The organism is Streptococcus sp. Marseille-Q6504, assembly GCF_965111625.1.
On sequence record NZ_CBCOON010000004.1, the window covers coordinates 166591 to 181885 of the forward strand.

At 37.9% G+C, this 15295-nt stretch carries 14 protein-coding genes and 1 other annotated feature; all 14 genes read right to left on the reverse strand.

Annotation, left to right across the window (positions count from 1 at the left end):
- Positions 1-15: 15 nt before the first annotated feature.
- The 14 genes from ACWPUA_RS05900 to ftsW all read right to left on the reverse strand — a co-directional run bounded on the left by ACWPUA_RS05900 (position 16) and on the right by ftsW (position 15194).
- A complete protein-coding gene (locus ACWPUA_RS05900) occupies positions 16-207 on the reverse strand; it encodes a PspC domain-containing protein (protein WP_195184282.1) in 192 nt (63 codons plus the stop codon).
- 26 nt (positions 208-233) lie between these two features.
- A complete protein-coding gene (locus ACWPUA_RS05905; protein WP_454379777.1) occupies positions 234-1550 on the reverse strand; it encodes a glycosyltransferase family 4 protein in 1317 nt (438 codons plus the stop codon).
- Between the two features lie 8 nt (positions 1551-1558).
- Positions 1559-2602 (reverse strand): glycosyltransferase family 4 protein, encoded by a 1044-nt coding sequence (locus ACWPUA_RS05910; RefSeq protein ID WP_454379779.1) that lies wholly within the window; start codon positions 2600-2602, stop codon positions 1559-1561.
- 108 nt (positions 2603-2710) lie between these two features.
- Positions 2711-3040 (reverse strand): metal-sulfur cluster assembly factor, encoded by a 330-nt coding sequence (locus ACWPUA_RS05915; RefSeq protein WP_004252676.1) that lies wholly within the window; start codon positions 3038-3040, stop codon positions 2711-2713.
- Between the two features lie 16 nt (positions 3041-3056).
- Entirely contained in the window at positions 3057-4166 is a 1110-nt protein-coding gene (gene rpoD / locus ACWPUA_RS05920) for an RNA polymerase sigma factor RpoD (protein ID WP_004252673.1), read from the reverse strand.
- A gap of 2 nt (positions 4167-4168) precedes the next feature.
- Positions 4169-5929, reverse strand: a complete 1761-nt coding sequence (gene dnaG / locus ACWPUA_RS05925; RefSeq protein ID WP_414286717.1) for a DNA primase — start codon at positions 5927-5929, stop codon at positions 4169-4171.
- 388 nt (positions 5930-6317) lie between these two features.
- Positions 6318-6635, reverse strand: a complete 318-nt coding sequence (gene imm40 / locus ACWPUA_RS05930) for an Imm40 family immunity protein (RefSeq protein WP_454379782.1) — start codon at positions 6633-6635, stop codon at positions 6318-6320.
- A 27-nt stretch (positions 6636-6662) separates the two neighbouring features.
- Positions 6663-6881 (reverse strand): hypothetical protein, encoded by a 219-nt coding sequence (locus tag ACWPUA_RS05935; RefSeq protein WP_454379784.1) that lies wholly within the window; start codon positions 6879-6881, stop codon positions 6663-6665.
- Between the two features lie 139 nt (positions 6882-7020).
- Positions 7021-7743, reverse strand: coding sequence for a TipC family immunity protein (locus tag ACWPUA_RS05940; RefSeq protein ID WP_454379786.1), 723 nt, complete (start codon positions 7741-7743; stop codon positions 7021-7023).
- 266 nt (positions 7744-8009) lie between these two features.
- The gene (locus tag ACWPUA_RS05945) at positions 8010-8768 is read right to left on the reverse strand and encodes an ABC transporter ATP-binding protein (protein ID WP_281137118.1); all 759 of its coding nucleotides are present in this window, start codon (positions 8766-8768) and stop codon (positions 8010-8012) included.
- A complete protein-coding gene (locus ACWPUA_RS05950) occupies positions 8765-9631 on the reverse strand; it encodes an ABC transporter permease (protein ID WP_454379788.1) in 867 nt (288 codons plus the stop codon). Before ACWPUA_RS05950 ends, ACWPUA_RS05945 begins: the two co-directional genes overlap by 4 nt.
- A 60-nt stretch (positions 9632-9691) precedes the next feature.
- Complete coding sequence (gene trpX, locus ACWPUA_RS05955) at positions 9692-10690, reverse strand: tryptophan ABC transporter substrate-binding protein (RefSeq protein WP_454379790.1); 999 nt, start codon at positions 10688-10690, stop codon at positions 9692-9694.
- 134 nt (positions 10691-10824) lie between these two features.
- Positions 10825-11039: a binding site (T-box leader), on the reverse strand.
- A gap of 94 nt (positions 11040-11133) precedes the next feature.
- Positions 11134-13959 (reverse strand): phosphoenolpyruvate carboxylase, encoded by a 2826-nt coding sequence (gene ppc / locus ACWPUA_RS05960; RefSeq protein ID WP_454379792.1) that lies wholly within the window; start codon positions 13957-13959, stop codon positions 11134-11136.
- A gap of 23 nt (positions 13960-13982) precedes the next feature.
- On the reverse strand, positions 13983-15194 hold the full coding sequence (gene ftsW, locus ACWPUA_RS05965; RefSeq protein ID WP_454379794.1) for a cell division peptidoglycan polymerase FtsW: 1212 nt from the start codon (positions 15192-15194) through the stop codon (positions 13983-13985).
- Positions 15195-15295 lie beyond the last annotated feature (101 nt).

The window sequence follows — 15295 nt, forward strand, 5'->3', positions numbered from 1 at the left end:
TCTAATACTCTAATATTAATACTCATCAGATACAGGAGCGATTGCCCACAAGATCAAGTAAGCAATAAGTCCTGCCCCATAACAGAAAGCTAAAACTCCCCAAATAACACGAACAATTGTAGGGTCAATATCAAAATAATGTGCTACTCCTGCGCAGACTCCACCAAGTTTTTGATCTCTACCACTTCTCATCAATTTCTTTTTCATCGTTTTTTTCCTTTCATCGAAAGAATTTAATCATTCAAGTATTTTCTTAAATTTCTTAATTGTTTTCTAGATGCCTTAAGCATTCGCTTCGAACCTTTAACTGGCATAGTAACAGCCTGTTGCGGAATATAGAAGACTGTCTTTAAAATACGTTTTGTAACAGGTTCGTCAGCCCCTGTTTCTTTGGCAAAATTATTTGAAATAATGACGTCTAGATAAAATTCATGGACTCTTCTACCAAAATTCTCAGCAGAAATTTCATATAATTTTTCAACCAAGTGTTTTTCATCCATTGACGGTGTAGCAAGTAAAGCCTCAAGAATAGCTCCTGCCAAGTCTCTTTCCTCATAATAAAGAGTTCCGAACATTTTATCATTGATGAGATTATCCAAATAAGGATTACCATGGGCAATAACAGGTGTCTTACTAGCTAAACTTTCCAGATAAGTCAATCCCTGAGTCTCACTTGTAGAAGCCGATATGAAGAAATCAGCTGCCTTATAATAGAGTGCCGTCTCATTTGGCGGAATCATACCTGTAAAGATAACAGAATCTTGAATTTTTAAATCTTCTGCTTGCACCTTAAGATTGTCTAAATAAGGTCCATCTCCAGCTACAACCAGTTTAACATTTGGTTCTTCTTTTAGGACATCTGGTAAAGCTTTAAGAACTGCTTGAATATTCTTCTCGTAAGAGACTCGAGAAAGACTTAGAAGCATTTTTTCATCTTGTTGGATCCCTAGTTTATCTCGTAAGTCACTAATGTGTTCAGGACCAATCTCAGGACGTTCAAATTTGGCAAGCTCAATTCCAGTAGGAATAACACGCTTTTCAACTTTTACCTTATAGTCAGATAAAAGGTCGCGTACAATTTCACTCGGACAAATGACTCCATCAACGTCATGAAGAAATCCTCTCACAAGATACTTGACCATACCTGGACGAATCAACATCCCCTTAGCAATATAGTGAACATAATCCTCGTACTGGGTATGATATGTATGAATGACTGGAATTTTCAATTCTCGAGCAATCCAAATTCCCAATAAACCAAGAGAAAACTCAGTCTGGGTATGAATAATATCGAGTTTGTATTGTTTAGCAATCTCAAGAGCTTTCGTAAATCCACGGTAAGCGAAACGACGGTCTTTAAAGGCAAAGAAAGGAACACTAGGGATACGAATAATCTGCCAGTCTTCATAACGATTGACATCCTTATCGGTTGTCGTGAAGATAAAGACTGCATGCCCTTGCTTTTCAAGCTCTGTTTTTAAGGTTCGAATACTGGTTGCAACACCCGAAACCTGTGGGAAATAAGTATCTGTAAATAATCCAATTCGCATATACTACCTCATTTTTTTCCTAAAGCCGCTTGCTCCCGATAGAATTTTAGCCATATTTCAAGGAGATGCTCCTCTGAGTATTCTCTTGAAATAGCCTTGGCCTTTTCTTTTAACTCTTTCAAAGCTTCTGGATGCTCTCTATATTCCATAATAGCTTGTTTCATCTCTTCCACATCGGTGGTTGGTCTGTAATTGCCTTCTAGAATCACCTTATAAAGATCTAAGTCCCGAAGCATAATGGGAGCTTCACAACTCGCAGCTTCTAGAATAGTCATCGGAAAGAGCTCATTATAGCTAGGAAGTAAGAACAAATCTGCCAAAGCATACAGTTCTTTCATCCGTTCTGGCTCAACAATTCCAGGAAAAATCAGATTCTCTGGAGGATTATCCATGATTTTTTTATAGCGTTCATAACCATCTGTAATCCCACCAAATGAGAAGCCTCCAGCCCAAATAAAGGTAATGTCCGGTAGTTCCTCAGCAAGAGTGATGAAATCATCGATTCCCTTACGCTTCTGAACCTGCCCAGCTCCTACTACTACAAATTGATTTTCACTCAACCCCATATCTTGTCGAAGTTGGCTTACTTTTTCTGCTGAAAGTGGGTGCCATTTTTCTTTGTTAACAAAGTTAGGAATATAGGTCACCTTTTCACGATGAATACCAGCTGCAACCAAATCTTCGATAAAAGTAGGATTAACCACAACCAAGTGTTCCATACGGTCATAAAAGGAAAATACGTAGCGCTTCACGATTCCTTTTAGGAAGAACGGAATTTTCAAACTGCCCTCTAAGGTATCAGGTAAGAAGTGAACATAACCAATCCTACGACCTGAACGCTTCTTTTGAAAAGTTGACAGATAATAAGGAAGGTCGATTGTATGAAAATGAGTAATATCAGCTTCTACAGGAAGATTCTCCGTTACAATTAGTTGGTCTTTCGCATCACGTTTCAAAAGTTGCACAAGTTCACGGTAAGCTCCAGAAACACCTTGTCCTGCTACCTTTTCACTCGAACTTAGCATGTTGATGCGTAATTTCTCTTTTTCCATACTATCCATTATATCATTTTATTGAAAGAAAATCAGCAAATTAAAAAAGAGATAGCATAAAAGCTAGGGAATTTCCTAACACTTATACTATTTCTTTTTTATATCATTCTATTTAATACCTAATGCGATACGAGCATAGCGACTCATTTTTTCAACCGTCCAAGCTGGATACCAAACTAATTTTACTTCAACGTTAGTAACCTCTGGTACATCTGTCATTGCATCATAAATTTGATCGGTCAAGAGGTCTGCTAATGGACAACCCATAGTCGTTAAGGTCATATCAATCTCAGTATCACCGGTATCACCATCAAATCGAATCTCATAAATCAGACCTAGGTTGACGATATCGATTCCTAATTCTGGGTCGATAACTTCTTCTAGAGCAGATAAGATTTTCGTTTTGATAGTTTCAATTTGCTCTTCTGTGTATGCCATGTGTAATCCTCCAATTTTAATCTTCGATAAAGTCACGAAGTGGTTTACTACGACTAGGCTGACGAAGTTTTCTCAATGCTTTTGCCTCAATCTGACGAATACGCTCACGAGTAACGTTGAAGACTTTACCAACGTCTTCTAGAGTACGCATTTTACCATCATCAAGACCAAAACGAAGACGCAATACATTTTCTTCTCTATCAGTCAAAGTATCCAGAACTTCATCCAACTGCTCACGCAAGACGATACGAGTGGTGTAGTCCACTGGATTTTCAATCACTTCATCTTCGATAAAGTCACCAAGATGACTATCGTCCTCTTCACCAATAGGTGTTTCAAGAGAAACAGGTTCTTGCGCAATCTTTAAAATTTCACGAACCTTGTCAGGAGTCATATCCATACGTTCAGCAATTTGTTCAGGAGTAGGATCTTGTCCCAACTCTTGAAGAAGGTTACGCTGCTCACGAACAAGTTTGTTGATTGTTTCTACCATGTGAACTGGAATACGAATGGTACGAGCTTGGTCAGCAATGGCACGCGTAATGGCCTGACGAATCCACCAAGTTGCATAAGTTGAGAATTTGAATCCTTTAGAGTAGTCAAACTTATCAACTGCCTTCATCAATCCCATATTTCCTTCTTGGATCAAATCAAGGAACTGCATACCGCGTCCAACATATCGTTTCGCGATAGACACTACCAAACGAAGGTTAGCCTCTGCTAGACGTTGTTTCGCTTCTACATCTCCCGCTTCAACAGCAAGAGCTAATTCTTTTTCTTCTTCGTTTGTAAGAAGAGGTACAACCCCAATTTCTTTCAAATACATGCGGACAGGATCGTTAACCTTGGCAGATGTTGAACCAATTAAGTCCTCATCACTTAGTTCCGGTTCTTCCTCTGTACTTAGAACACGCTCACTTGGATTTCCTTCGTTATCCGTGATTGCAATACCTGCATCTTGAATACGTTGCAAAAGATTTTCAATCCCTTCTACATCAAGAGCAAAAGGAATTACAAGGACGTTGTTAATTTCATCATCTGTCGCAGTACCAGTTTTCTTATGGTTACGGATAAATTCTGCAACTTGGACATCAAAAGTTGTTACTTCTTTTTGTTTTTTTGCCATTCTTACTCCATTCTTCTTTTTTGGGCAATTAAGCGTTCAAGCTCTTCTAAAGCAGTATCTGTGTCGCCGACATGACTAGCTTCCTGAACTTTCTTTTTAATTTGCAAGTTTTGTTGATTCAAAAGAGCACGATTACGAGACTCCTCCACTTCCTTTAATTCTTCCGGAGACATCTCAGAAGGTAGATCCAAGGCTAAAACTTGGTACCAAGCATTTTCCACTTCTCTAGTCTGATTTGCCAAGTCTTCGGAAGAAATCGATCCATTATCAATCAAGAGTCCATACAAGGTCTGAAACTCTGGAGTTTCAAATACAAAATCATCTCTCAAACGATAATCATTCAACACAAGGGGGTGCTCCATCATACGATAAAGAATATGTGCTTCAGCTCTCATGACTGCCGTCAATTGTTTAGAAACCGACATAGTAATTGGTGTCGGATTAACAACCTGCTTCACTTTTTCTTGTCTTTGTCTGACACGACTTTCGTTGATAATATGCTCAACTTGTTGATAATCAAAAGATGGTAAATGATCCGTCAACAAATGAATATAGGTGTTCTGGGCTGTGATAGAAGGTTCTTTGACGATAAGAGGTGCAATTTTCTCAATGAACTCAATCTGTGCTTGGAGATTTTCACTATTACTAGGTTTGTAATGATGGATATAAAACTCAATTGGACTGATTCGAGTATTGGATAAAAGATAAGCCAAATCCTCTGGAGAATTCTTTTGTAAATACTCATCAGGATCCATTGCATCAGGAATCTGGACTACTTGTACAGGTAGATCTTTAAGCTCGTCCAAAGCTTTAGCGGTTGCAGCTTGTCCTGCCTTATCACCGTCATAAGTGATAATCACTTTTTTTGTAAAGCGTTTGAGATGTTCGACGTGTTCAGCAGTCAAGGCCGTTCCCATGGAAGCTACTGCATTTTCAATACCAGCACGGTAGGCTGCAATAACATCCATAAAGCCTTCCATCAGGTAAATTTCAGGAGCTTTACCTGAGCCTTTTTTTACCCTATCCAAATGATATAATTCGTAACTCTTGTTAAAAATCGCCGTCGCTCGACTATTTTTATACTTGGCAGTTTGAGAATCTGTCTCTTGCCAAATCCGTCCAGAGAAAGCAATTACCTTTCCTTGGTCGTTTGAGAGTGGAAATATAATCCGGTTATGGAAAGTATCAAAAAATTGGTTACTCTCAGATAGATAAAATAGACCTGAATCCAGCAAGTCCTTCTCACTATAATCGTCTGCTAAACGCTGATAAAGATAAGAGCGTTCTGCTGGAGCTAGACCAATCATAAAGTGTTTAATGACATCATCAGTTAAGCCACGTTTATAGAGATAGTTTCTCGCCTCCTCACCCATTTTAGTCGTCATTAGGATTGCATGATAAAAGCGTGCAGCCTTGTCATGCATATCGTAGAGATTTTGATGGGGTGACGTGTGTGGGACAGGGTTATGTGCAGGAGCTTCAAGGTGCATTCCGAGACGTTCGCCCAACATCCTTACCGCATCCGCAAAAGTTACTTGTTGATACTCCTCTATAAACTTAAAGACGTCTCCAGAACGACCACAACCGAAACAGTGGTAAAATTGCTTATCTTCGACCACGTTAAAGGAAGGGGTCTTTTCACCATGAAAAGGACAGAGCCCCAAAAAGTTCCGTCCAGACTTTTGTAAAGAAATCACTTCTCCTATGATTTCGACAATATTGGTATTGTTTTTGATTTCTTCGATGACTCTCTTGTCAACCATAGACAATACCTCCATTTTATCACAGTTTACTTTATATAGTATAGCTTATTTCTGAAAAAAAGTAAACCATTTCATACCTTTTACATGCTTCTATTTCATAAAACTAGCTAATGACTTTCTCAACTTTTACATCGTTTTCGGATACAAGGTCCACTAAAAAATGCGTTGACATTAATTTGTAGTGATGGAGCTTTTTATTAACTATAATTGCAGAAGCGACCAAGTCCCCAAATTCTGCATTCTCGACTTCATAGATATAGTTGGTCAGATAAAGTGGTCTGTTCTTTGCTAATCCTTGCTCCCAGTAACTATCTATTAATTCTAAACTTTCGTAGACTGAACGGAAAGCCCAAATTTTTGTAAAGGTAACACTTTGGTTACTGCCTTATTATTCTGAAACGACTATTGCAAAATAAAAATTTTCTCCATTACTATTTGTATACTGTTTGATATAATTTTTGGCCACAGAAATCGACTCCTGTGAATCATTATCTTTATTTTTAGGAGTATAATACCAGCTATCATAAGTTATATCAAACATATCGCCTTGTCTTGAATACACATCTCCACCAAGAATAACAAACTTTTTTGATTCTATCCACTCAATATAGGCCAACATATCTTGATATGTATACGCATAACTTGCGACACCCAATTCTGCTAAAGAGCTACCTTTATTTTCAAAATTAAATTTACCTAGTTTCATATGATTGGACTCCTACTTTTTTCATTTTTAATACGTTACTTTTTCGAGCTGGTTATTGACATTATAGGTATAGATATCCTTATCTCCTAGACTGGTCATACGCTCCACTAGATTGGAAAGCTGGTCATAGCTATAGCTTGTGACCTTGCCATTTCCATTTGTGACCAAAGTGACATTGCCTACACTGTCGTAGGTATAGTTAGAGGTGGAAGCCTTCTCTCCACTTCCTTGTGTCGTTGTATGCAACTGATCCTTTAGGTCATAGGTATGTCATAAAACTCTCGAAGAAATCCTTCCTAGAGACTTTTTGCATGTTTCTATCACAACAGAAGATAGCTGTTCGATATAGAGTAACTATATCCTAAAAACCTAAAAATTGATTAGTCTATTCAGAAAAACTTAGTGGCACAATCTCTACATCTCCAAGATTGTCAACTGAGTAGCGTTGACTACCATTTTTGAACCAACGTGCCAGAACGACATCATAGAGCATGAAGTGGGATTTTTCGTTAATCCAAGCTTCATCAATTCCATGAGGTTTTAAATACTCTAGTACTTCGTTGGGATTTGTTAGGTAAAAATTAGGCATCGAATCCCCTGTTTTCGACTGACGTGATAATTCTTTATATGCCTCCAAATCTAGTTTTCCCTCATCCTTATGGAGTATATTGTAACTAGCTAAGTCATACGTTACCGACCATTTAGAATCTGAGATTTCGACTGATTGGTTGAGTTTCTTATCATTGTAGTCATATTTTATATAAAGATATCTCCCATCAGATAATAGTTGCTGGTATTCAATAATAAAAGTTTCTTCAAAACCCACAATCACTTCTAAACTTTCATTTTCAGACAAGCCTGCATCAAGTCCTATGGAAATTATCCAGTCTGGATCTCTAAACGACTGACTTCCGTCAACGGCTTTGCTAAAATCAGCGAGTCCAGGTAAGATACCACTATGGGTTTCTGCATAGTTCATCTCTAGAAAAACATTACTTAAAGATTCATACACTTCTTTATAATAATTCTTTTGATAGACACGATATAGACCAAACAAAGTTAGAAAAACTAATATCGTTATGACTAGAATTTTTAAAATTTTTTTCATCTACCTTTTTCCTTACCTAAAACTTATATACTCTTTACTGTCAAAATATATTTTTAACGTCATATTTTAAAGACGAGATAACATTCAGATGATACAATCTTTTTAGAAATTTTATATCTCTAGATACCATTTCCTTAGAATCATTATACTATAAAATATTAGACGGCGACAATAAGACTAGTTTTTGATAAACTCCCTTTAACACAAAAAAACTAGAAGTAGAAATCCTACTTCTAAGTTTATAATGATACATGTTTTAAAAATTGTCACTCAAATAACTGATAGTAATCTGAAATCTTCATCTTGGCTTTTTCATCCTTGTTTAAATCTTGGATGATTCGTCCTTCCTTCATAACAATGAGACGATTTCCATACTTGAGAGCATCTTCCATATGGTGGGTAATCATCAATGCTGTTAGATGGTCCTTGCTGACAAAATCATCTGTCAATTCCATCAAGGACACACTTGTTTTAGGGTCAAGGGCTGCCGTATGTTCATCCAACAAAAGGAGTTCAGGACGTTTCAAGGTTGCCATCAAGAGACTTAAGGCCTGTCTTTGTCCACCTGACAAGAATTCAATCGGTGTATCCAAGTGTTTTTCTAGACCATTTCCGACTTTCTCAATGGTTGCTTGAAATTCTTCCTTGTAAGCTGAGAGTCTTCTCGGAAAAAGTCCACGTTTTTCCCCACGAAACTTAGCAATCAAGAGATTTTCTGCAACCGTCATACGAGGAGCAGTTCCCATCTTAGGATCCTGAAAGACACGAGAAAGGTACTTGGCACGTTTTTCAGGACTAAAATGAGTCACATCCTCACCCATGATGCGAATACTACCACTGGTTAAAGGTAAAGTTCCCGCGATGCTATTAAAGAGGGTTGATTTTCCTGCACCATTTCCACCCAAGATTGTGATGAAGTCATGTTCATAAATATCAAGCGAAACATCGTTTAGGATAATCTTTTCTTCATCAAATCCATTTTTCACAATTTTTGTGGCATTTTTTAATTCTACAATCGCTGTCATTTGCTTAACTTGACTCCTTTCAAGTATTTATCCTTAAGGGTTGGAATGACTAGACAAGTTGCTAGGATAAGAGCACTGTATAGACGGAGGTAGCTAGTATTAAAGCCAAGAGCAATGACTCCCCATACCAAGAATTGGTAACTAATAGAACCAACAACAATAGTAACCAGACGTTCTGCTAATGTAAGACTCTTAAAGAGTACTTCTCCGATAATCAAGCTAGCAAGTCCAACTACGATAACCCCGATACCACGAGAAACATCCGCATAACCTTCTTGTTGAGCGATAAGAGCTCCTGCAAGAGCTATGACACCATTCGATAAAATCAAGCCCATTAGCTCCATACGTGCCGTATTGATACCAAAACTACGAGCCATATCTGGATTATCTCCTGTTGCGATATAAGCTTGTCCCAATTTAGTATCTAGGAAGAAAAGCATGAGTAAAATAACCAAAGTCACAAAAATTAAACCTGTAAATAATTGATTAACCTCAGATGAGAAAGGAAGAACGTCCTGGATTTGTTTAGTTCCTAAGAGCCCAAGGTTTGCCCGACCCATAATCATGAGCATGATAGAATGGCAAGAAGTCATCACCAAAATACCAGACAAGAGTGTTGGAATCTTTCCTTTCGTGTAAAGAAGACCAGTCGCTAAACCTGCAAGACAACCTGCTCCAACAGCTACTAATGTAGCAAGAAAAGGATTAAACCCTTGTGTAATAAGAGTTACTGCTACAGCTCCACCTAGAGGAAAGGAACCCTCGGTTGTCATATCTGGAAAGTTGAGGATTCGAAAGGTCATAAAGATTCCCAAACCTAGAATAGCCCAGACAAATCCTTGTGAAATAATCGATACTATCATGTTACATTCATTTCCTTCTTTTAAAAATTGGAGGAGATGTCTCCAACTCCTCCTTCATTCTTATTCGATTACTTGACCAGCTTCTTTAAGAACTGATTCAGGTATAGTGATTCCAAGTTCTTGAGCCACTTTTTTATTGATAACTGATTTACCAGTTGAGAAGACATTAACTGGAGTATCAGCTGGTTTTTCACCCTTCAAGACTTTAGCGATCATCTTACCAGTAGCCACACCAAGATCGTGTTGATCAACAACCACTGATGCCAAACCACCTGCTTCTACCATTGCAGTTGCACTTGGGTAGATTGGTTTTTTAGCTGTTTGGTTACTTGATACTACAGTTGAGAACGCAGATGCGATTGTGTTGTCAATTGGAACCCAGATTGCATCTACTTTTCCTGTCATAACGTTAACTGTTGAAGCAATTTCGTTAGTTGATGGAACTGCAAAAGTTTCGACTTTCAAACCAGCTTTTTCAGCATAAGCTTTGAACTCTTCAACTTGTGATTTAGAGTTGTCTTCGCTACTTGAATAAAGGGCTCCGATTGTTTTAACGTCAGGTGTCAATGTTTTAATCAATTCAACCTGTTGTTCAGCAGGGTTATGGTCAGATACCCCTGTGATGTTTCCACCTGGTTTTTCCAAGTTTTGTACAAGGTTAGCTCCAACTGGGTCTGTAATAGCTGCCATGATAACAGGAAGGTCTTTTGTTGCACTTGCTAGACCCTGAGCTGCAGGTGTCGCAATTCCGACAACAACATCATTTCCATTTGACACCAATTGTTTACTCATTGTGGCAACCTTACTTTGGTCACCTTCTGAATTCATAAAGTCGATTTTAACTTGGTCGCCTTTATAGCCTTCTTCAGCAAGTCCATCTTGGATACCTTGATAAATCAAGTCAAGCGATGGGTGACTGACGAACTGTAGAACACCAACCTTAGCAGTTTTGTTAGTTGTCTCGGTTTTAGTATCTTGTTTCGTTAAGTTAGAGTAGACCAAGCTTCCTCCAACTACAAGTGCTAGTGTTGCAATAATACCAATTAAACGTTTATTCATATCTATTTCTCCTTATTTCACTTAAACTTAGTAATGTTCATGTCACTTTCAATATAACTTTACCAAGCGTCGCCATCGTTTGATTTCCATCATTTTTTCCTCCCCATAGAAAAAGTCCTCACACAAAAAACTTGTGTGAGGACGTCGATGCGCGGTGCCACCTCAATTATAGGAATTATTCCTATCGCTCTTACTCGCTTCACGAGTTGCACTGTAAGGTGTGCGCACCGAATTCTTATGATTTCAAATTCTTAATAACATCCAGCCCAATTTCATCATCTTCTTCTGTCTGTTTCCACCAACCACAGACTCGCTAAAAAAATTCGATGATTACTTTCTGAATGCTTAAATTATATCATTTTACTAAAACTTGTCAAGGATTTTCATGAATTATTTTAAAAAATTATGAAAATTCCTACGGTTTTTGGAAAATATTGCTTTTATTAACCTGAATTACGTAATCCTGTAGCAATTCCGTTAATAGTCGTATGAATCAATCTTTCTTCATCTGAAGAAAGCTCACCACGACGTTGACGCTTAATCAACTCTAACTGAATATAGTTAAGAACATTGAAATAAGGCATGCGGTAATTTAGACTGTCTTTCAAGTAAGTATTTTCTGCCAAAAGTTCATCATAGCCTTCGATAGCCAGGATAACATTCTTAGTCAATTGCCATTCATCCAAAATAGTGTAGTAGATTGTTTGTACTTCTTCACTTTCACAAAGTTTAGCATATTCAAAAGCAATATTCATATTTGATTTTGATAAAACCATATCAACGTTAGATAGGAGTGACTGGAAGAAAGGCCAGTTCTGATACATGTCACGAAGGTATTCAATATTTTTGGGATCTTGATCAATAAATTCCTTGAAGCTTGACCCAACACCATACCAACCTGGGAACATGACACGACTTTGTGACCATGAGAATACCCAAGGAATGGCACGTAGACCACCAATTTCAGTGATTGTTTTACGTGCTGCTGGACGAGAACCAATATTAAAGCTTGAGATATTCTTGATTGGACTAGATTCAAAGAAATAATCGTAGAAATGATCATTTCCAAATACTAGTTCACGGTAGATATCATAGCTACGACTGACTACTTGGTCCATGATTGCCTCATAGCGATTTGACGTATTAGTATCACTCTTCTTCTGTGTAATCATACGGTTGATAGCCGCTGATACCAACATTTCCAAGTTATAGTAAGCTGCATCCTTGTTTCCGTATTTATTTCCGATAACTTCTCCTTGTTCAGTTAATCGAATACGGTCCTTGATTGATTTGAGTGGTTGAGAAGCAATGGCGTCATAAGTAGGGCCACCACCACGACCAACAGTACCACCACGACCGTGGAAGAAGGTTACTTTGACTCCAAATTCATCACCGATAGCGGTTAATTGTTGTTGAGCTTTGTATAATGTCCAACAAGATGATAGATAACCACCATCCTTATTACTATCAGAGTACCCTAGCATGATTTCTTGATAATTATCTTTTGAAGCAATCCACTTCTTAGCAAGCGGTAAAGAGAAATACTTTCTCATAGTCTCTTCGGAATGATCCAAATCCTCAATTGTTTCAAAGAGAGGCACGATTTGAACACGTGCTTTTTCAGCATCTACAAGACCGACTTCTTTCAGCATAATCGCCAATTCTAACATATCAGACACGCTGGTTGCATGAGAAATAATCGTTTGACGAATGACGTCTTCTCCCAAACGATCTTTTAATTCACGTGCAGTTTGGAAAATGGCTAATTCTTTTTCAAGAAGTTCAGACTTTTCAGCATGAGTTCCTGACAAGATTCGAGGGTCTTCTAATAGTTCATGTAAAAGCAACTCGCACTTCTCATCTTCTGAAAGATCGCTATAATGGTCATTAATTCCAGCAGATGCTAACAATTCAGCAACACAGGCTTCATGAACACTTGAGTCTTGGCGCATATCGATAGATGCCAAGAAGAAACCAAAGACTTCAACAGCCTCCAAAAGCTCGGCAAACTCTCCAGTAAGCAAGGCTTCTGCCTTATTTTCAAGCAATGAATCTTTAATGATAGCTAAGTCTTGTTTAAATTCTTCAATTGTTTCGTAGTAAGGAGGACGATCTTCAGCCAATTCTTGAATGGCTCCTGAGAGACGATTACTAATATAGTCAGTAACTACTCCTTGTTGATGTCCTTGAGTTCCAAAGAGTCGTTCAATGTGATGGCGTTCATCTGCTGATGAGCCGACAAGAGCCCACTCTTTCAAATTTAAAAGCGTTTGAATTAATTTTGATTGAATAAAGTGAAAAGCACGACGATAAGGTTCTTTCTCGCGGAAAACAGAAGTATCTTGAGATTGAGCTGCCATTTCTTCAACAGCCTTACTTGTCTTAGATAAATTAGTAGAAAGAGAGAAGGTACGGTAGAGACTAGAAATTTTACTGATGTAGTAGTTTAAGATCACTTCACTTTGAATGGTAGCAGAACGCATGAGTGTCTCAGCAGTTACAAATGGATTGCCATCACGGTCTCCACCAATCCACATTCCCATGGTGATAGGTTTTGCTTGTTTTAGGTCAAGTCCCTGCTCTTTTGCAAGACGCTTATACTCTAACATTAGATTTGGTACAGCTTGTAGGAAAGAACTATTGTAATATTCCATCACGTTTGTGATTTCATTCGTTACTTTAAGTTTCTTCTCACGAATCATATCCGTCTGCATGATAATCTCAATGTAGCGACGAAGATCATTGTGCCATTTTTCTTTGTTAATAAGTCCCATTCTCACGTCACGGTATTTACGCAAGAGAGTATGGATATGATTAGTCAAGTCCAGCATACTCTTACGTTGAACCTGAGTTGGATGGGCTGTTAATACAGGCACCACGTTCAGATGTTCAAGAATTTCAGCCGCATTTTCTTTTTCAGCAACCATTTCAATGGTTGTTGACAATTTACCAAGATAATCCTGATCAATATTGTTTAGATGGTTAATCTCATAAGCTAAGTCTACGTCTTCGGAGATGTTAATCAAAAGTGGTAAAATAGAGAAATATCTAGAGATGTAGACCATTTCATCATTTGAAAGGCTTCTAACTACCTTATCTAGTCCTTGATAGTCTAGATTTGATGATAGCTTCTTCAACTGCATAATCTTGTCAAAAGTCTCAGCAGGAAGCATATTTTTCGTGATATCTTCAAGTAAATCTGTCAAGATTTGAACTTCTTCTTGGACTACAGTTTTGTTTCTGTTATTTTCTAGTTTTTGAAGAGACATATTCTTCTCCTTGTCACATTTTCTTAGAGCTGTGCTTCATATTCGCGGTAGAGTTTTGCACGTTTTTCACTAGCATCGATATTTAACACAAAGGCGATAGCTACTGATAGAACCAGGAGACTATTCCCCCCTTGTGAAAGGAATGGGAAGGTTACACCTGTTGAAGGGATCAATCCTGAAATCCCTCCGATATTAACGAATACCTGAATTAAAATCATTCCACCAATACCGATTGCTACCATAGAGTTAAACGGATCTTTTGCTCGTACCCCCACTAAAATAATACGAAGAATTAGGAAGAATAATAGAGCTAAAATAAGACTGGCACCGACAAATCCAAACTCTTCAATCACAATAGAGAAAACGAAGTCCGTGTGTGCCTCAGGTAGATAGCCTCGTTTTTCGATAGAGTTTCCTAATCCTAGCCCAAACCATCCTCCATTTACCATAGCATAGTATGAATTTGCCAACTGGTGTCCTGCACCAGCGACATCATCAAATGGATTAAAGAAAGCACTGAATCGTTTAGCTACGTATCCAAATACTGGAATCTTAGAAAACTTATCAACACCAACAAGCTTAATGGTTGTTAGAGAAACAAAGGATAAACTGGTCAATACTCCAAGAATAGTTGCAAACCATCGGTGAGCTATCCCACTAATTGAGTACATCAACAATGCTACTAAAAAGAGAATTGTAGCATTTCCAAGGTCAGGGAAAATAGCCAAACTACCAATCATGACTAGAAGTACAAACCGCCAATCGTTAAAGGATCTAGGCAACCATTGGTTTTGAGTTAAAACTTGGAAATCATAAACGGCAATTTCTTCTTGTTGTTTTGAAAAACGTTGAGCCAAGTACCAAATGATGATAATTTTCAAGTATTCCGCAGGCTGAACAGTAATAGGTCCTACTTTGATCCAACCGTAAGCACCATTGATGGGAATACCAATCAAACGAGCTAAAGCTAGTAACACTAACTCAGCAAACATAACGATAAATAACAAACGTTCGTTTCGAAGAAAACCAAGTTTCAGTTTATAGATTACTGCAATAAGCAACAAACTAACGATCCAAAACAAGCCCTGATTTCGAACCGATTGAAAGGCGCTCTTACCCTCCTGAATCAAGGATGCACTCGTTGTCGAATATACCACTATCAATCCCAGAACGGATAAGAGAATATAGGGCACTAAAATAGAGTAATTCAACAGGTACCTTTTACTAATTTTCATATTTCACCATCTACTAAATTTTTAATTTTCTATTAATTCTAGTTTTACATGCTATTATACCACTTTTTAGACTAGAAAAAAACTCTTATCCGTTAAAGCCT